The sequence below is a fragment of the Streptococcus porcorum genome, assembly GCF_053203725.1.
Genome location: NZ_JBRUDG010000022.1, coordinates 1 through 19767 on the forward strand (window position 1 = coordinate 1; position 19767 = coordinate 19767).

Here is a 19767-nt window from a genome sequence, read left to right on the forward strand (position 1 = left end):
AGCGAAGATTTTGTGATATACTAGTCATGAGAAGATTCCTTTTTTGATGAGTGGTGGTACTCTTATCATATCAGGGAATCTTCTTTTTTGACTTCTAGAAGTCTCACATCTATTGTAACGCTACATTCTACAAAAATGGAAGACTGTCTGATTATTGAAGAAAGCTCTAAAATATGTTAGAATGGAGCGATAAGACTATCGAAAGGAATTCAGATGGCACATATTATACGTAGAATCATTGAAAATGAAAAAGGCGAATTAAGAAAATTAGAACGTATAGCAAAAAAAGTCGAAAGCTATGCAGATGAAATGGACAGCCTGTCAGATGCGGCTTTGCAAGCTAAGACAGAAGAATTTAAAGAGAGATACCAGTATGGTGAGAGTCTAGATGATCTTTTGCCAGAAGCATTTGCAGTTGTACGTGAAGCAGCTAAAAGGGTACTAGGCTTATATCCTTATCGTGTTCAAATCATGGGAGGTATTGTACTCCATCATGGTGATGTCCCAGAGATGCGTACCGGAGAAGGAAAAACCTTAACAGCTACCATGCCTGTTTATCTCAATGCTTTGTCAGGAGAAGGTGTACACGTTATCACAGTTAATGAGTACTTATCTGAACGTGATGCAACTGAAATGGGAGAATTGTATAGCTGGTTAGGGCTTTCGGTTGGAATTAACTTAGCAGCCAAATCGCCTTACGAAAAACGTCAAGCTTATCAATGTGATATTACTTATTCTACCAACTCTGAAGTTGGATTTGACTATCTTCGTGACAACATGGTGGTTCGTCAAGAGGATATGGTGCAACGACCATTAAATTTTGCAGTTGTCGATGAGGTTGACTCAGTCTTGATCGATGAAGCCAGAACACCACTGATTGTTTCTGGACCAGCCAGTTCTGATACTAATCAGTTGTATCATCGAGCAGATATGTTTGTAAAAACACTGGTTCGTGAAGACTACGCTATCGATGTTCAAACAAAGACCATCGGGCTTATGGATTCAGGAATTGATAAAGCAGAGGCTTATTTCCATCTTGATAATTTGTATGATATTGAAAATGTAGCCTTGACACATTTTATCGATAACGCCCTTCGTGCAAATTATATTATGGCCTTAGATGTTGATTATGTTGTTAGTCCAGAACAAGAGATTTTAATTGTTGATCAATTTACCGGTCGTACAATGGAAGGTCGTCGCTTCTCTGACGGTTTACACCAAGCTATTGAAGCTAAAGAAGGTGTTCCGATTCAAGATGAATCTAAGACAAGTGCTTCTATCACTTACCAAAATATGTTCCGTATGTATAAAAAGCTCTCGGGTATGACAGGGACAGGTAAGACGGAAGAGGAAGAGTTTCGTGAAATCTATAATATGCGTATTATTCCCATTCCGACAAACCGTCCGATTCAACGTATTGACCATCCTGATTTGTTGTATCCGACTCTGGAATCTAAATTTAATGCAGTTGTAGAAGATGTGAAACGTCGCTATGAAAAAGGACAGCCTGTTTTGGTTGGTACAGTTGCTGTTGAAACAAGTGATCTTATTTCTAAAAAATTAGTTGCAGCTGGTGTTCCACATGAAGTTTTAAATGCTAAAAACCACGAAAAAGAAGCACAGATTATTATGAATGCAGGTCAACGTGGTGCAGTTACCATTGCGACCAATATGGCTGGTCGTGGTACTGATATTAAGCTTGGAGCAGGTGTACTTGATCTAGGTGGCTTGTGTGTGATTGGAACGGAACGCCATGAGAGTCGTCGTATTGATAACCAGCTTCGTGGACGTGCAGGTCGTCAAGGGGACAAAGGAGAGTCGCAATTTTACCTTTCTCTTGAAGATGAATTGATGCGTCGTTTTGGTTCAGACCGTATCAAAGCCTTCTTAGATCGTATGAGTCTGGAAGAAGAGGATGCTGTGATTAAATCACGCATGTTTACTCGTCAAGTAGAGTCCGCACAAAAACGTGTTGAGGGGAACAACTATGACATGCGTAAACAAGTCCTTCAATATGATGATGTCATGCGTGAACAGCGTGAAATTATCTATGCAGAGCGTTATGATGTCATTACAGCTTTTCGTGATCTAGGACCAGAAATTCGCTCTATGATTGGACGTACCATCGATCGTCAAGTTGATGCCCATTATGGTGCAAAAGAAGAAGGGTTAGAGGCTATCTTAAACTTTGCACGTTTAAATCTTGTTCCAGAAGAGTCCATTTCGCTGGCTGATTTAACAGGCTTGAAAGCAGCTGAGTTAAAAGAGGAATTATATGATCGTGCTATGGAAGTCTATGACCGTCAAGTGGCTAAATTTAAAGGTGATATTGACAAGCTAATAGAGTTCCAAAAAGTATTGATTTTAATGGTCGTTGACAGCAAGTGGACTGATCATATCGATGCTTTGGATCAATTGCGTAACGCAGTCGGTCTTCGTGGTTATGCTCAAAATAACCCAATTGTCGAATATCAGACAGAAGGTTTCAAAATGTTTAACGACATGATTGGAGCAATTGAGTTTGATGTGACACGTACCATGATGAAAGCACAAATTCATGAAAATGTGGAACGTGAACGTGCTAGCCATCAAGCAACGACAGCGGCAACACAAAATATTGCGGCAAAACCAGTGGGTGAAGAAACACCAGCAGAAAAACTAGATTTTAGTGGTGTTGGTCGCAACGATAAATGTCCATGTGGTTCTGGTAAGAAATTTAAAAACTGCCACGGACGACAACAATTTTAAAAAGTAGGAAAAAAGTATGTCATTTAAAGCAACAAGTGAAAAAATTAATTTAGAAGATGTTAAAAGTGCTACACGTCTCACAGGTGATGTTTTAGCCAAGAAAGAATCACGCGATAAGGAATTAGAGGCCATTATGCGTGGAGAAGATGATCGCGTTCTTTTAGTGATTGGGCCTTGTTCATCAGATAATGAAGAAGCTGTTTTAGAGTATGCTCATCGCTTGGCAAAACTTCAAGAAGAAGTGAAAGATCGTGTCTTTATGGTGATGCGTGTTTATACAGCTAAACCACGTACAAATGGTGATGGTTATAAAGGGTTAGTTCACCAACCAGATGCAAAAGGCGCGCCAAACTTAATCAATGGTATTAAAGCAGTTCGTAACCTTCACTACCGTGTGATTACAGAAACAGGTATCACAACAGCAGATGAGATGCTTTACCCAGAGAATTTATCTCTTGTTGATGATTTGGTGTCTTATATTGCTATTGGTGCGCGTTCGGTTGAAAACCAACAACACCGTTTTGTAGCTTCTGGAATTGATGTGCCAACAGGAATGAAAAATCCAACGTCAGGTAACTTAAACATTATGTTTAATGCTATGTATGCTGCACAAGCTCAACAAAACTTCTTGTTTAATGGGGAAGAAGTTCAAACAAGTGGTAACCCACTAGCACATGCTATCTTACGTGGTGCTGTTAATGAGTATGGTAAAAATATTCCAAACTATTACTATGACAATCTTCTTGAAACGATTGAAACGTATGAAAAAATGCAACTTGAAAATCCGTTTATCATGATTGATACTAACCATGATAACTCAGGGAAACATTACCTTGAGCAAGTGCGCATTGTACGTCAAACTTTGATTAATCGTGATTGGAATGAAAAAATTAGAAAATATGTTCGAGGTTTTATGATTGAGTCTTACCTTGAAGACGGTCGTCAAGATGAACCAGAAGTCTTTGGTAAGTCTATCACAGACCCATGTCTTGGTTGGGACAATACCGAACAGCTTGTTCGTGAACTTTATGATTCGTTAGGAAAATAATTTATGGCAATTAGACAAAAAAGTGAGACCATTAAAGTCTCAGATGTGAAAGAACTTTCAAAACTATCTGGAGATGCTTTAGTTAAAAAAGAAGCGCGTGATAAAGAATTAGCAGCAATTATTAAAGGAGAGGATGATCGTGTTCTCTTGGTGATTGGACCTTGTTCATCGGATAACGAAGAAGCTGTTTTAGAGTATGCTCATCGCCTATCAAAATTACAAGAAGAAGTCAAAGATCGTATTTTTATGGTGATGCGCGTTTATACTGCAAAACCGCGTACGAACGGTGATGGTTATAAAGGGCTGATGCACCAGCCAGACACTTCTAAGTTACCTGATTTGATCAATGGGATTGCGGCTGTTCGTAACCTTCATTACCGTGTGATTACAGAGACAGGTTTAACAACGGCAGATGAGATGCTTTACCCGTCTAATCTCCCTTTGGTAGATGACTTGGTCAGTTACCATGCGATTGGAGCGCGCTCTGTTGAAGATCAGGAGCATCGTTTTGTAGCATCAGGTATCGATGTGCCAACGGGTATGAAAAATCCAACATCAGGTAATCTGAATGTGATGTTCAACGGGATTTATGCAGCGCAATCAGCTCAAAACTTTATCTACCATAATGCTGAGGTGGAAACAGACGGTAATCCGCTTGCCCATGCCATCTTGCGTGGGGCAACAAATGAGCATGGGGAAAATGAACCAAACTTCTACTATGATGTCTTGCTCAAAGCTATTGCTCAGTATGAAAAAATGGGACTGAAAAATCCATTTATCGTTTTAGATACTAACCATGATAATTCAGGTAAACAGTACCTTGAGCAGATGCGCATTGTTCGTCAGACTTTGATTAACCGTGATTGGAACGAAAAAATTAATAAATATGTTCGTGGTTTCATGATTGAGTCTTATCTTGAAGATGGTCGTCAAGATGAGCCAGAAGTCTTTGGTAAATCCATTACAGATCCATGTTTGGGTTGGGAAAAAACAGAAAAAATGATTCGTGAAATCTATACAACACTAGGACATGATTCGTTTGAAGATTTAATCAAATAATAACAGGTAGTAAAAAAGGAGTGGGGAAGAGGCGTATAAGCATTCCCCCTTCTTCTTTTTGGTGATGGGACAGTATGATTGTAGGACACGGGATAGATTTACAAGAGATTAGTAAGATTCAGCAGGCTTATGAAAAAAATAAAAACTTTGTCACAAAGGTATTGACAGCTAAGGAACAATTGGTTTTTGCTGACTTAATGGGAAAAAGACAGCTCACCTATTTAGCAGGGCGCTGGTCGGCCAAAGAAGCCTTTTCAAAAGCCTATGGAACGGGAATAGAGGTCAAGGGACTGCGATTTCAAGATTTAGAAATTTTGTCAGATGCTAAAGGGGCCCCTTATTTTTCAAAGCATCCCTTTTCAGGTTATGTTCATGTGAGTATCAGTCATTCAGGAAATTTTGTCCAAGCTAGTGTTATTTTAGAGGAGGAAGTATGATTTCAAGTCCACATAGACCAACTGTCATTCATGTTGATTTGGAGGCAATTACCTACAATATCCATCAAGTTCAGTCTTCATTAAATAAAAAGACAAAAACTTTTGCTGTAGTTAAGGCTAATGCTTACGGTCATGGTGCAGTAGCGGTTTCAAGGGCAATTGAGTCGCAAGTTGATGGCTTTTGTGTTTCGAATTTGGATGAAGCTTTGGAATTGCGAGAAGCAGGAATTAAAAAATCTATCTTAGTTCTAGGTGTTTTGATGCCAGAAGAGATTAATTTGGCCTTGGAGCATGATATCTGCTTAACCATTGCTAGTTTAGAGTGGCTTGACTTGGCTGAACGTAAAGGTATTGATTTAACAGGCTTATCTGTACATTTAAAAGTAGACTCAGGAATGGGAAGGATTGGTTTTAGGACAGCAAGTGATGTTAATCAAGCTTTGGCGATATTAGGGGATAAGTCAGCTTTTGTAGAAGGCATTTTTACCCATTTTGCGACAGCTGATGAAGCCTCAAAGGAGTATTTTGATACTCAACTCTCTCGTTTTAAAGAAATTTTAAAAGGTCTAGACTGGGTTCCAGAAATGGTTCATGCTAGTAATTCTGCTACGAGTCTTTGGCATAAAGATACGGTTTTTAATGCTGTTCGTTTAGGGCTTGTGATTTATGGTCTTAATCCAAGTGGTACTGTCCTTGAGTTGCCTTATGATTTAAAACCTGCCTTGAGCTTGGAGTCCGAATTGGTACATGTGAAGGTCTTGTCTGAAGGAGAAGCAGTAGGTTACGGAGCAAGTTATCGAACAACTGAAGAAGAAGTGATTGGAACGATTCCTATTGGTTATGCAGATGGTTGGACCAGAGATATGCAAGGTTTTTGTGTGCTAGTAGATGGAAAGCCTTGCCCAATCGTTGGTCGTGTATCGATGGATCAAATCACGATTTCTTTACCAAAAGTGTATCCTTTAGGTACCAAAGTGACCTTAATTGGAACAAATAAGGAAAAAGTAATTTCTGCGACAGCTATTGCAGAAAAAAGAGGGACTATCAATTACGAAGTACTTTGTCTTCTTAGTGATCGCATTCCAAGAGATTATCTATAAAACAGGAGTGGGGTTAGGAAACTAACTCTGCTTTTTCAGTAGGAGAAGTATGTTATTAACAGATTCTTTAGCTGTCTTGCCAGGGATAGGCCCTAAGTCAGCAGAAAAATTTCAAAAATTATCTATTTTTACGATCAAAGATTTATTACTTTATTATCCTTTTCGGTATGAAGATTTTAAAGCGCGATCGGTGTTTGAGTTATTAGATGGTGAGAAAGCTGTCATTACAGGAACTGTAGTGACACCAGCAAATGTTCAATATTATGGGTTTAAGCGTAACCGTTTGTCATTTAAAGTACGACAGGGAGAGGCAGTCGTTGCTGTTTCTTTTTTTAATCAACCTTATTGGCAAGATAAGGTGGTTGTTGGACAAGAAATTGCGGTGTTTGGAAAATGGGATCAAGCTAAAGGGGCTGTGACAGGCATGAAAATTTTAGCTCAGGTAGAAGATGAAATGCAACCTGTTTATCATGTCGCACAAGGTATCTCTCAAGCGAGTTTGACTAAGGCTATCAAAGCGGCCTTTGAGATGGGGTATGATCGTTTACTAGATGAAAATTTACCACAGACTTTAATAGACAAGTACCGCCTGTACACAAGGCAACTGGCTTGTCGAGCCATGCATTTTCCAAAGGATTTACCAGAATATAAACAAGCCTTGAGGCGCACTAAATTTGAAGAGTTATTTTATTTTCAAATGAATTTACAATCCTTAAAATCGGAAAATAAATCAGAAACGAGTGGTCTAAAAATTGATTATGACCCCCTTGCGCTAGAAAAACAAATTGCAGACTTGCCATTTCCTCTAACCGAGGCTCAAAGACGGAGTTTAGATGAGATTGTTGCAGATATGGCATCTGGTCGTCATATGAATCGTCTTTTGCAAGGAGATGTCGGTAGTGGTAAGACAGTCATTGCTAGTCTTGCTATGTATGCTGCTTATACTGCTGGTTTGCAGTCTGCTATGATGGTTCCCACAGAAATTTTAGCAGAGCAGCATTATGAAAGTTTGACTAAGTTGTTTCCAGACCTTTCTATTGCGATCTTAACATCAGGGATGAAGGCGGGTCCTAAGCGAACAGTCTTAGCAGCGATTGCTGATGGACAAGTGGATATGGTTGTGGGGACCCATGCTTTAATTCAAGATGGAGTGGTTTACCATCGTTTGGGCTTGGTGATTACAGATGAGCAGCACCGATTCGGTGTAGGGCAACGTCGCCTTTTTCGTGAAAAAGGGGAAAATCCAGATGTTCTGATGATGACCGCAACGCCTATTCCTCGAACACTTGCGATCACTGCTTTTGGGGAGATGGATGTTTCCCTTATTGATGAACTGCCAGCTGGAAGAAAGCCGATTGTGACGCGTTGGGTTAAACATGAGCAAATGGAGTCAGTTTTAAGCTGGATTGGGAGTGAATTGAAAAAAGGTGCCCAGGTTTATTTTATTTCACCTTTGATTGAAGAATCTGAAAGTTTAGATTTAAAAAATGCGGTAGCTTTGGAGGAAGAATTAAAGCATCATTTCTCAGATCAAGCGCGTGTGGCCTTGATGCATGGTCGCATGAAAAATGAAGAAAAAGACCACATTATGCAAGAATACAAGGCTCATCGTATTGATATTTTGGTTTCTACCACTGTTATTGAGGTTGGGGTAAATGTTCCCAATGCTACGATCATGGTGATTATGGATGCTGATCGCTTTGGGTTGAGTCAGCTGCATCAATTGCGTGGTCGAGTAGGACGTGGTGATAAACAATCTTATGCAGTTTTGGTGGCTAATCCTAAAACAGAGACAGGAAAGCAACGGATGAAAATAATGTGTGAGACCACTAATGGTTTTGTTCTTGCTGAGGAGGATCTCAAAATGCGAGGGTCAGGAGAAATTTTTGGAACACGCCAATCAGGCATCCCAGAATTTCAAGTAGCTGACTTGGTGGAAGATTACCCTATTCTCGAAGAAGCTAGAAAAGTTGCCAGTCAGATTACTAGCCAGCCTAATTGGAAAAATCAAGCTGAGTGGAAAATTATTGCTCAAAATTTAAAAGAAAAGGGGCAGTTTGATTAAGTGGCTCCTTACAGTGATAGCAAAAAAGGTGATGATATGTTAAATAGTTAAATGACACTAGAGAGTTTAGAGAAAAAAGATAAGGAGCAGTTTATTCTAGACAATCAAGAAGCTTTTCAAATAGCTACCTTTGGCGTTTTAGATAGCCCTCTTGAAGAAGAACCGGTCATTTCTAGACAAGACATTGAGGGATCGCTTGCTAAAGGGAAAGCTTATCGGATTTGTTTAGACGGTGAAAGAGTTGGCGGAGCAGTGGTGTCCATTAATGGGGATAAGGGAGATTTGGAGTTGTTATTTATTTCTCCAAATATGCAAGGAAAAGGAATAGGTTATACTGCGTGGGCTTTACTTGAAAAAGTTTATCCTGAGGTAAAAATCTGACAAACCATGACACCTTATTTTGATAAACGAAATATTCACTTTTATGTCAATCGTTGTGGTTTTCAGATTGTTGAGTTCTTTCATCCTCATCATCCAGATCGACACCGAAGTGATGATGGTAAAGGTTTGGATGAGATGTTTCGATTTGAGAAAAGAAAAGTTTGATCTTAGATGCTTTTGTCTTGTTAAAGATTTATTTAAGAGTTTGTCGCTATAATGAGTCTATTCAAATGAAAGAGGTGACGCATATGACTATAAAACTCAAAGTTGCTTATCAGAATAAAGAATTTCAAATGAAAAAAGATTTCCCTCACTACGGTGTTCGTCATTAAGATTTTATGGATGAAAAAAGGATAGTAAAAACTATCTCCGTTTAAGTTTTTCTCTCAGGCTAACCATTTGCTTTTTAAAAAATACTTATGCTATAATAAGTTGCTTTATGCAAATAAAAGAGGACACGACGATGTTAAAAGCAATGGAAGTTTATTTGGTAACGGATGGAAATGGTCTTGAAGCTATCGAATTTTATAAAGAAGCACTAGGTGCAACAGTTGAGCAAGTCAATCTATACAAGGACTTTCTGCCTGATTGTCCAAAAGAATTAGAAAATTTTGTCATGAATGCTCAGTTTCGTTTAAATGGTCAGCGATTTATGTTATCTGATAATAATCCAGAGATGCCATATACTGCAGGAGATAACATCACAGTAGCCTTGATTACAGATGATGCAGAAACAGCACAAGACTTATTTACAAAACTCTCAAAAGATGCCAAAGCTATTGCTATGGAATTACAAGCAGTACCGTGGTCACCAGCTTATGGTAATCTGACAGATAAGTTTGGCATCAACTGGCAGATCAATGCTGAGGTTGAAGGATACGGTCAAGAATTTTACGCAGAATCATAAAAAAGGTTGGGATTTCCCAACTTTTCATTTCAAATAAATTGAAAGGGATTACAAGAGGTTATGTCACAAAAAATTGGACAAACAGATATCAATGCTTCTAAAATTGCGCTAGGTTGTATGCGTATGGCGAGTTTAGAAGCAAAAAATGTAGATGATGTGATTACTAGGTGTTTAGATCTTGGAATTGATTTTTTTGATCATGCGGATATTTATGGTAAGGGGCAATCAGAACAGGCCTTTGGAGATAGTGTCAAGCGCCTTGGAATCAAGCGAGAAGATATGGTCATTCAATCGAAATGCGGTATTCGAGAGGGCTATTTTGACTTTTCAAAGAAACATATACTAGCATCGGTAGAAGGTATTTTAAAACGCTTAGGGACAGATAATTTGGATATTCTGGTCCTACATCGTCCAGATGCTTTGATGGATGTAGAAGAAGTAGCAGATGCCTTCTATGAGTTGAGAAAATCAGGAAAAGTCCGTTATTTTGGTGTTAGCAACCAAAACCGCTATCAAATGGAACTGTTAGAAGCTTATCTAGAACAGCCTTTGGCGGTCAATCAAGTGCAATTTTCTCCAGCACATACCCCTATGATTGACGCTGGATTAAATGTTAATATGGTTGATCGTCCCGCTTATGATAGAGATAATGGGATTTTAGACTATTGCCAGTTGAAAAAAATAACCCCACAAGCTTGGTCTCCTTTTCAAATTGATTTAGGACGAGGAATTTTTATGGGGCATCCTGATTATCAAGATTTGACACGCACCATTGAGGAACTTGCAGGTCAATATGGTGTTTCGCATGAAGCGATTATTATAGCTTGGATTTTACGTCATCCAGCAAAAATTCAAGCTATTGTAGGTTCAATGAACCCTGTTCGTTTAGAAAAAATTGTTGCTGCAAAACAAATTGAATTAAGTAGGGAAGACTGGTATCGTATTTATCGTAGTGCAGGTAATCGTCTGCCTTAATATAAAAAGGTTTGTGTAAGCACAAACCTTTTTATATTATCCTTCAATGTATTCTTTTAACTCCTGCCCTTTTAGACCAGCATTTAGAGCGATGAGTAATTTGATGCGAGCCTTTTGAGCGTTTAGTTCTTTTACAAACATGACACCTTTTTTAGCGAGTTGTACTCCCCCGCCATCATAAGCATAGACAGGCTCAGCAATACCATTAAAGCAACGCGACACTAGCACAACAGGGATATTATTAGTCATCAATTGTTCTAAGGCAAGTGCTGCTTGAGGAGGGATATTTCCAGCCCCCAGTGCTTCGATCACAATGCCATCCACACTGTCAGGAGATAGTAAGCTGATAATGCCATCTCCCATACCAGCGTAAGCTTTGATAATAGGAACGGTACCAGAGATGGTCTCAAGTTCAAAACGTACACGGGGTTCTGCCGTTTTAAAGTAAAGGATATCATTTTTCATGATGATGCCTAAGGGACCATGTGTCGGAGTTTGGAAAGTGGAGACGTTAGTTGTATGGGTTTTGGTCACATATTTGGCAGCATGGATCTCGTCATTCATGACGACCAAGACCCCTTTATCTTTACTTTTTTCATGGCTGGCAACTCGTAAAGCAGAAAGGTAGTTATAGATGCCATCACTACCTAGTTCATTGGAGCTACGCATGGCTCCTGTCAAAACAACAGGTATATCAGGAAGTGCCATTGTATCTAAAAAATACGCTGTTTCTTCTAGGGTATCTGTTCCATGGGTAATGACGACGCCATCATATTGTCCAGCTGTTTCCTTGATTTTTTGATAAAGTGCCATCATATGTGTCATAGTGATATGAGGACTGGGGACATTTAGAAAGTCTAAAACATCAAGGCTGACTTGTTTTAAATCTAGTCCAACTTGGGTCATCGGATTTACTGTATCAGGAACAACGTTTCCTTCTTGATCAGCATGCATGGAGATGGTACCTCCTGTGTGGAGGACAAGGATTTTTTTCATTGTCATTCTATTTCTCTCTTAAAATGTGTTATACTATATTTTAACATAAAGAAGAGGAAGAAGAAGGACTATAATTTGGCAATTAAAGCAGTTTTTTTTGATATTGATGGCACGCTCTTGACGGATATGAAGACTGTTTCCAAATCGACACAAGAAGCGATAAAATCAATGAAAAAACAAGGCATTTTGGTCGGTGTGGCGACTGGTCGTGGTCCTAGTTTTATCAATCGCTTTATGGAAAATTTAGAGTTAGATTTTGCAGTTAGTTATAATGGTCAATTTATTTTCACACGTGATCAGATTCTTTATCAAAATCAGCTTCCTAAATCAACTATCTATAAAGTGATCAAGTATGCAGGAGACAAGCGTCGAGAAATTTCTCTTGGAACGGCATCTGGTCTAGTTGGATCTAATATCATCAATATGGGGACGAGTCGTTTTGGTCAAATTGTTAGTCGTATTGTTCCAAAGCGATTGACAAAAACAGTTGAGCGCTCTTTTAAGCATTTGATTCGTCGCTTTATTCCTCAGAATCGTGCCAATCTTCTCACGATTATGCGTGAGCCTATTTTTCAAATCGTTCTTGTGGCAACAGCAGGAGAAACAGATAAAATCCAAGAGAAATTTCCACAACTCAAGATAACTCGCAGTAGTCCTTACTCTGCTGATTTAATTGCTAAAGGGCAATCTAAATTGGTTGGTATTGAGAGAGTTGGTCGTATTTTTGGCTTTGACTTAGATGAGGTTATGGCTTTTGGAGATTCAGATAATGACAAAGAGATGTTGATGGGTGTTGGTGTTGGTGTTGCAATGGGAAATGCGACGGAGGAGTTAGCAGCAATCGCCACTTATCGCACGAGTAGCAATAATCACGATGGCATTGCTAAAGCTTTGTCACATTATGGTTTGATTCATATTGAAACAGACCGCACGTTTACCAGTAGCGATGATAATTTTAATAAGGTAAAAGATTTTCATCAGCTGATGGATGGTGAGACCTGTGAGACACCAAGGACCTATGGTCTTATAGAAGCAGGGCATCGGGCAGATTTTAAAGTTGAGGAAATTGTCGAGTTTTTATATGCGGCATCAAATGCTGACCAAGAGGAGTTTACTCAAGCTATTGCAAATCTTCATCTTGCAATTGATAAGGCAGTCAAAAAGGTGCAAAACAAACCTCATCCAGAAAGTCCTCTTGTTGGAGAAGTGGATGCCCTAGTAGATCTACTTTACTTGACTTATGGTTCTTTTGTTTTAATGGGAGTTGATCCTAAGCCACTTTTTGATACTGTTCATGAAGCTAATATGGGCAAAATTTTCCCAGATGGTCAAGCTCATTTTGATCCTGTGACACATAAAATTTTAAAACCGGATGATTGGGAAGAACGCTTTGCCCCTGAACCAGCTCTTAAGCGAGAGTTAAATCGCCAAATTCAAAAATCCTTAATCCGAAAAGCCAGTCGTTAATCTATTTTGCGTAGGAAATTTCCTGCGTAAAATTTTTCTTGACTTATGCAAGCGTTTGCGATAAAATAAAATCAAATTAAAATAAGGGAGAAAACCTATGACAACCCTCAATCTTAATAAAGTTTACAAAAAGTATCCAAATGCAACGTATTACTCTGTTGAAGATTTCAATCTTGATATTAAAGACAAAGAGTTTATTGTCTTTGTTGGCCCATCTGGTTGTGGTAAATCAACGACTCTTCGTATGATTGCAGGACTTGAGGACATTACCGAAGGTGAGTTTTATATTGATGGTAAACTCATGAATGACCAAGCGCCGAAAGATCGTGATATCGCTATGGTCTTCCAAAACTATGCCCTCTATCCACACATGAGTGTTTATGAAAATATGGCATTTGGCCTAAAACTACGTAAGTACTCCAAAGATGAAATTGATAAGCGTGTCAAAGAGGCAGCTGAAATTCTTGGTTTGACAGAATTTTTACAACGTAAGCCAGCAGATCTATCTGGTGGACAACGTCAACGTGTTGCCATGGGGCGTGCCATTGTTCGTGATGCGAAAGTTTTCTTGATGGATGAGCCATTGTCTAACTTGGATGCCAAATTGCGTGTCTCTATGCGTGCAGAGATCGCTAAGATTCACCGTCGTATTGGGGCGACAACCATCTACGTGACACATGACCAAACAGAAGCAATGACTTTGGCAGATCGCATTGTCATCATGAGTGCCACTAAAAACCCAGATAAATCGGGCTCTATCGGTCGTATTGAGCAAATTGGAACACCGCAAGAACTTTACAATGAACCAGCTAATAAGTTTGTCGCAGGCTTTATTGGAAGCCCAGCTATGAACTTCTTTGAGGTCACGGTTGATAAGGGTGAGATTCGTAGTGATGATGGCTTTAGAATTGCTCTTCCAGCTGGACAGGAAAAAGTCTTAGAAGCAAAAGGTTACCTTGGGAAAAAAGTGATTTTTGGGATTCGTCCAGAAGATATTTCAAGTAAAGAAATCGTTAAAGAAACCTTCCCAAGTGCTAATGTTCAAGCAGAAGTTGTGGTTTCAGAGCTTTTAGGTAGCGAGACCATGCTGTATGTGAAAATTGGTCAAACAGAATTTGCATCACGTGTTGATGCCCGTGACTTCCATGAACCAGGAGAGAGTGTTGATTTGACGTTTAATGTTGCTAAAGGCCACTTCTTTGACCTAGAGACAGAAAAACGTATCACTAATTAAAGCTAAGTTCCATAGAATAGAAGGAAAAAACCAGTTGTTAGCTGATCGTTCAGCTAAGTTTTGGAATGATTTTTGTATCCCTAAATAGTTTTGGGGAGATGCAGTAATAATAAACGATAAGACAACTTGTTCACCAACCTATTTGGGATAAAAAATAAAAAGTGAAATCGATGATTTAATCGGTTTCACTTTTTTAGATTAGAAACTTAAGATAGTAATCTAAAGCTTTAATGTTTAGAAAGTTTTTTCAGGATCACGGACGATAAGCAGATCAACTTTTGCATGACGAAGAATGTATTCTGATGAAGATCCGATAAGCAGGCGTTCAAAAGTATTTAGCCCAGTTGCTCCGACCATGATAAGATCCACCCCTTCACGATCAGGAATTTCAGTAGCTAACAGTGGTTTTGGGTTGCCAAATTCAATAACCTTTTTAACCTTTAACAGTCCTTTTTTATTAGCTTGTTGCTCATAATCATTCAAGACCTCCTTAGCCTCTTGTTCAAGTTTTTCATAAACATAAGCATCAAAAGTGGCAACACTCTGGAGGGCACGAGTATCGATAACATGAGTCAAAAGAAGCTCAGCACCATTTCTGAGAGCGACATTAACCGCTTTTTCAAAAGCAAGCTCAGATTCATAAGAACCGTCAATAGCAACTAGGATACGTTCATATTGATGTGACATAAGTTTGACCTCCTTATCTTTTATGATTTTATTGTACTCCTTTTTTTTAAAAAATGAAAGCGTTTTTACAAAGAAGATGAAAATTTTTTGATGCCAGTGAGAAATTTTCTGTTAGAATAAAGAAAAATGAAGGGAGAAAAAATGATTAGGAAAGTTTTAAGAGATCTTTATCAACATAAATATACCTATATTTTAAAAGCCTTGCTACTACAGCTATTTTTAACCACAATAGGGATTTATATCTTATCAGAGCTCTTTTCGTTGATTTTATTTTTAGGAAATCAGGTCCAACTCAATAAGGATAATCTAGCTGATTTCTTTTTGAATCCTTTAACGTTACTGGGATTTATCCTTTATTTCTTTGCGGTTGCTCTTTTGGTTTATATGGAATTTTCTATTTTAGTAGAGATTATTCGTCAAAAAGATAGTCCAATAAGGGTAACGATTAAGCGGTCTTTGTTTAAAATTAAGCCATTTTTAAGATCCATCTCTGGTTTTCATTTATTTGCCTTTATCGGTTACCTGATCTTAACTGTCCCCGTGGTGCAATATGTGATGGCATCTTCTTTAGTTGAAAAACTTTACATTCCCAAATTTATTACCGATGAGCTCATGAAAAGTAGTCCTACTCGGTATATCATGATGGCAATGGGGATTTTGGTTTTTTATTTGAATATTCGCTTTATTTATACCCTTCCTTTAACAGTGATAAAAGAAGCTCCGTTTTTGTCTAACATGAAAGAAAGTTGGCAACTCACTAAAAAGAAAACATTTACGATTTTATGGCAGCTAGCTGTCATTGAATCGGTCATTTTAGTGACCTTATTTAGTATTGCTTTGCTGATTATAACGGGCTTAAATTATATTGATAGTAGTGAAAAACATCTGATATTACAAACAATCTTTTTAAGCTTTTCATGGGGAGTGCTGTATTCGGCCTCATTGTTATCTAAGTTATCTTCTATTTCTTATCTTTTATCCAGTATCCATGAAGATAAAAGTCCTTATCTTCTTTCTGTTCCAAAGGCTAGAAAGAAAAAAAGACTCCTAGCTTTAATGACCTTGGTCACTGCTATGGGACTAGTCACGATGGCTTGGAATTGGGAGCGTTTTAGTGGCGCAGCTTTTAATAAAAATATTAAAACAATTGCACATAGAGGATACGTGTCAAAGGGTGTGGAAAATTCGATTGAAGCACTTGAAGGAGCTGCTAAACAAGGTGTGGACTATGTTGAGATGGATATTCTATTAACCAAGGATCATCACTTTGTGGTTATTCATGACAATAATCTCAGTCGTCTCGCTGGGGTTGATAAAAATGTTAGTGATCTCAAAGCAAGTGAGGTTGTAGGACTTGGGATTCATCAAGATGGTCACCAGAGTACAATTTCTTCTTTTGAAGATTATGTCGCAAGGGCAAAAGAGCTAGGTGTCAAATTGTTAGTTGAGTTGAAACCACATGGGTCAGAGCCAGATAACTATGCCCAGTTATTTGTAGATAAGATGAAAGAGTTGGGTGTTGAAAAAGATTATCAAGCTATGTCGCTAGATTTATCAGTGATGGAAAAAATAGAACGATTGGCACCAGAGATACAGACAGGTTATGTCATTCCTTTACAGATTGGAAATTTTGATAAAAATAAGGTTGATTTTTGGGTTATTGAAGATTTTTCATATCGCGAACGTTTGGCTTTAGAAGCTAAGTATCTAAAAAAATCGCTCTATGTTTGGACGGTAAATGATGAGGATCAAATCGAAAAATATCTAAACAGCTCAGTCAATGGTATGATTACGGATTATCCTAATTTAGTTAAGGAAGCTAAGAAGTCTCTGGAGGAGAATGATTCATATATGATGCGCTTTTTAAGTCTTCTTAGTTGAAAAATATATTTAGTTCACCTTTTTATAAATTTAGTTTATAATTTTAACTAGTAGAAAAATTGAGGTATGATTATGAAATATTTTGATAAATCATCGAAATTAGAGCATGTTGCTTATGATATTCGTGGACCAGTATTAGATGAAGCCATGCGTATGCGAGCTAATGGGGAGAAGATTCTGCGTCTAAACACTGGTAACCCAGCAGAATTTGGTTTCACAGCTCCTGATGAAGTGATTCGAGACCTTATTATGAATGCGCGTGACAGTGAAGGCTATTCAGATAGTAAAGGGATTTTTAGTGCTCGAAAAGCCATTATGCAATATTGTCAGCTAAAAAATATTCCAGATGTTGACGTTGAAGATATTTACATCGGAAATGGTGTCAGTGAGCTGATTACGATGAGTATGCAGGCTTTATTAGATAATGGAGATGAGGTTTTGGTTCCTATGCCAGACTATCCTCTTTGGACGGCAGCGGTCAGTCTTGCTGGTGGTCATGCGGTGCATTATATCTGTGATGAGCAGGCAGAGTGGAACCCTGATATAGATGACATTAAGTCTAAGATCACATCAAATACTAAGGCTATTGTTCTCATCAATCCTAATAATCCAACAGGTGCCCTTTATCCAAAAGATATTTTAGAGCAGATTATTGAGATAGCTCGTCAACATGACTTGATTATTTATTCAGATGAGATTTATGACCGCATGGTCTTTGATGGGGCAACGCATATTCCTATCGCGAGTCTAGCACCAGATTTATTTGTGGTCACGATGAATGGGCTATCAAAATCACACCGTATTTGTGGCTTCCGTGTAGGGTGGATGGTTTTATCTGGTCCTAAAGAACATGTCAAAGGCTATATTGAAGGTCTAAATATGTTATCAAATATGCGTCTTTGTTCAAATGTTTTGGCGCAACAGGTGGTTCAGACTTCTCTTGGTGGCTATCAGTCAGTAGATGAGCTGTTAATACCTGGGGGGCGTCTTTATGAGCAACGTGAGTTTATCACTAAAGCCATCCAAGATATCCCTGGTTTGTCAGCTGTTAAGCCTAAGGCGGGTTTATATATCTTCCCTAAAATTGACACAACCATGTATAATATCACGGATGATGAACAGTTTGTCCTGAATTTCTTGAAGCAAGAAAAAGTCATGTTAGTTCATGGACGAGGTTTTAACTGGAAGGATCCAGATCATTTCCGTATTGTTTATCTACCACGAGTGGAAGAATTGGCAGAAATACAGGAAAAAATGGAGCGTTTCCTTCGTCAATACCGTCGTTAAAAAACAGAAATTATTAAATTAAAATAATGTAGGGAATTTTCTGATAATTGTTTGCAATTTAAGGAGAGCTTTGTTATAATTTGGGAGAATGATCAAAGAAAGAGTAAAAAATGGCAAATTTATTATCAAAAACAAGAAAAATAACATCGATTTTACAACGCTCAGTCGATAGTCTGCAAGGAGAGTTACCATACAATATTATGGCTGATCAACTTGCTAATATTATTGATTGTAACGCTTGTATTATCAATGGTGGCGGTGTTTTACTTGGTTACGCAATGAAGTACAAGACCAATACCGATCGTGTCGAAGAATTTTTTGAAACTAAGAAATTTCCTGAAACTTATGTTAAATCGGTGAGTCGTGTCTATGACACTGAGGCGAATCTTCCTATTGACAGCGATTTAACAATTTTCCCTGTGGAGTCTAAGGATATCTATCCTGATGGCTTGACGACTATTGCCCCTATTTATGGTGGAGGGATGCGTCTAGGGACACTGATTATTTGGCGTAATGATAAAGAGTTTAACGATGATGATCTTATCCTGGTTGAGATTGCCTCAACAGTAGTTGGTTTACAACTGCTTAATCTTCAAACTGAGAATTTAGAAGAAACCATTCGTAAGCAAACAGCTGTTAATATGGCGATTAACACCCTTTCTTATTCAGAAATGAAAGCTGTTGCAGCGATTTTGGGTGAATTAAACGGAACAGAAGGGCGCTTGACGGCATCTGTTATTGCAGATCGTATTGGCATTACTCGTTCTGTTATTGTTAATGCTCTTCGTAAGCTAGAGAGTGCAGGGATTATTGAGAGTCGCTCTTTAGGAATGAAGGGGACCTATCTAAAAGTCATTAACGAAGGCATTTTTGATAAGATTAAGGATTACGAATAGGCTATGGTAAAAGCTTTAATTTCAATTGATTACACCTATGATTTTGTGGCTGATGACGGTAAATTAACAGCAGGAGAGCCTGCTCAAGCGATTTCAGAGGCTATTTATCAAGTCACTCGGGCCGCTTACGAGGCAGGAGATTATATCTTTTTTGCGATTGACGGTCATGATGAGGGGGATAAATTTCATCCAGAAACCAATCTTTTCCCTCCACATAATATTATAGGAACTAACGGTCGTACCCTTTATGGGAAATTGTCGGATTTTTATCAAGAACATCACTCAGATAGCCGTGTTTTTTGGATGGATAAGCGCCATTATTCAGCATTTTCAGGGACTGATTTGGATATTCGTTTACGTGAGCGCCGTGTTGATACCCTTGTGTTAACAGGGGTGTTGACAGATATTTGTGTTTTACACACAGCTATTGATGCTTATAATTTAGGTTATAAGATTGAAATTCCAGAAAAAGCTGTTGCCAGTCTGACAAAAGAAAATCACGATTGGGCTTTGGCGCATTTTCAACAGGTTCTAGGTGCTAGGATCATCAAATAAAGAGTTGGTTTATCCCAGCTCTTTTTACATTTGCTGTGAGTTTA

At 38.4% G+C, this 19767-nt stretch carries 17 protein-coding genes; 15 read left to right on the top strand and 2 right to left on the bottom strand.

Translation table 11 applies throughout. From position 1 onward, the window contains the following. The first annotated feature begins 213 nt into the window (after positions 1–213). The 9 genes from secA (at position 214) to ACVRWY_RS06575 (ending at position 10720) form a co-directional block, all read left to right on the top strand. On the top strand, positions 214–2748 hold the full coding sequence (gene secA, locus ACVRWY_RS06535) for a preprotein translocase subunit SecA (protein ID WP_354369359.1): 2535 nt from the start codon (positions 214–216) through the stop codon (positions 2746–2748). Between the two features lie 16 nt (positions 2749–2764). After that, a complete protein-coding gene (locus tag ACVRWY_RS06540) occupies positions 2765–3796 on the top strand; it encodes a 3-deoxy-7-phosphoheptulonate synthase (protein WP_354369357.1) in 1032 nt (343 codons plus the stop codon). Positions 3797–3799: 3 nt separating this feature from the next. Next, the gene (locus tag ACVRWY_RS06545; protein ID WP_354369355.1) at positions 3800–4855 is read left to right on the top strand and encodes a 3-deoxy-7-phosphoheptulonate synthase; all 1056 of its coding nucleotides are present in this window, start codon (positions 3800–3802) and stop codon (positions 4853–4855) included. A 74-nt stretch (positions 4856–4929) separates the two neighbouring features. Beyond that, entirely contained in the window at positions 4930–5292 is a 363-nt protein-coding gene (gene acpS / locus ACVRWY_RS06550) for a holo-ACP synthase (RefSeq protein WP_354369353.1), read from the top strand. Beyond that, the gene (gene alr, locus ACVRWY_RS06555) at positions 5289–6392 is read left to right on the top strand and encodes an alanine racemase (protein ID WP_354369351.1); all 1104 of its coding nucleotides are present in this window, start codon (positions 5289–5291) and stop codon (positions 6390–6392) included. Before acpS ends, alr begins: the two co-directional genes overlap by 4 nt. Before the next feature lie 49 nt (positions 6393–6441). Continuing rightward, positions 6442–8457, top strand: coding sequence for an ATP-dependent DNA helicase RecG (recG, locus tag ACVRWY_RS06560; protein ID WP_354369349.1), 2016 nt, complete (start codon positions 6442–6444; stop codon positions 8455–8457). 51 nt (positions 8458–8508) lie between these two features. Then, complete coding sequence (locus ACVRWY_RS06565; protein ID WP_354369347.1) at positions 8509–8838, top strand: GNAT family N-acetyltransferase; 330 nt, start codon at positions 8509–8511, stop codon at positions 8836–8838. Between the two features lie 463 nt (positions 8839–9301). Beyond that, on the top strand, positions 9302–9745 hold the full coding sequence (locus ACVRWY_RS06570) for a VOC family protein (protein ID WP_354369345.1): 444 nt from the start codon (positions 9302–9304) through the stop codon (positions 9743–9745). A gap of 60 nt (positions 9746–9805) precedes the next feature. Continuing rightward, positions 9806–10720: an aldo/keto reductase gene (locus ACVRWY_RS06575; protein WP_354369343.1), complete on the top strand. Its 915-nt coding sequence runs from the start codon at positions 9806–9808 to the stop codon at positions 10718–10720. 36 nt (positions 10721–10756) lie between these two features. On the opposite strand, the gene ACVRWY_RS06580 is transcribed toward ACVRWY_RS06575, so the two are convergent. Beyond that, positions 10757–11716 carry an asparaginase gene (locus ACVRWY_RS06580; protein ID WP_354369361.1) on the bottom strand — a complete coding sequence of 320 codons (960 nt, stop codon included), beginning with the start codon at positions 11714–11716 and terminating at the stop codon, positions 10757–10759. 75 nt (positions 11717–11791) lie between these two features. Between ACVRWY_RS06580 and ACVRWY_RS06585 the strand changes: the two genes are divergently transcribed. Continuing rightward, entirely contained in the window at positions 11792–13183 is a 1392-nt protein-coding gene (locus ACVRWY_RS06585) for a Cof-type HAD-IIB family hydrolase (RefSeq protein ID WP_354369341.1), read from the top strand. Between the two features lie 97 nt (positions 13184–13280). Next, complete coding sequence (locus tag ACVRWY_RS06590; RefSeq protein WP_354369339.1) at positions 13281–14417, top strand: ABC transporter ATP-binding protein; 1137 nt, start codon at positions 13281–13283, stop codon at positions 14415–14417. Between the two features lie 234 nt (positions 14418–14651). Here ACVRWY_RS06590 and ACVRWY_RS06595 read toward each other — a convergent pair whose 3' ends face one another. Further along, entirely contained in the window at positions 14652–15104 is a 453-nt protein-coding gene (locus tag ACVRWY_RS06595) for a universal stress protein (protein WP_354369337.1), read from the bottom strand. A gap of 141 nt (positions 15105–15245) precedes the next feature. Here ACVRWY_RS06595 and ACVRWY_RS06600 point away from each other — a divergent pair, with 141 nt between their 5' ends. The 4 genes from ACVRWY_RS06600 (at position 15246) to ACVRWY_RS06615 (ending at position 19723) form a co-directional block, all read left to right on the top strand. Next, complete coding sequence (locus ACVRWY_RS06600) at positions 15246–16985, top strand: glycerophosphodiester phosphodiesterase (protein ID WP_354369335.1); 1740 nt, start codon at positions 15246–15248, stop codon at positions 16983–16985. Between the two features lie 72 nt (positions 16986–17057). Beyond that, positions 17058–18272 carry a pyridoxal phosphate-dependent aminotransferase gene (locus tag ACVRWY_RS06605; protein WP_354369333.1) on the top strand — a complete coding sequence of 405 codons (1215 nt, stop codon included), beginning with the start codon at positions 17058–17060 and terminating at the stop codon, positions 18270–18272. 110 nt (positions 18273–18382) lie between these two features. Continuing rightward, positions 18383–19168: a GTP-sensing pleiotropic transcriptional regulator CodY gene (codY, locus tag ACVRWY_RS06610; protein WP_354369331.1), complete on the top strand. Its 786-nt coding sequence runs from the start codon at positions 18383–18385 to the stop codon at positions 19166–19168. A 3-nt stretch (positions 19169–19171) separates the two neighbouring features. Continuing rightward, the gene (locus tag ACVRWY_RS06615) at positions 19172–19723 is read left to right on the top strand and encodes a cysteine hydrolase family protein (RefSeq protein WP_354369329.1); all 552 of its coding nucleotides are present in this window, start codon (positions 19172–19174) and stop codon (positions 19721–19723) included. Positions 19724–19767 lie beyond the last annotated feature (44 nt).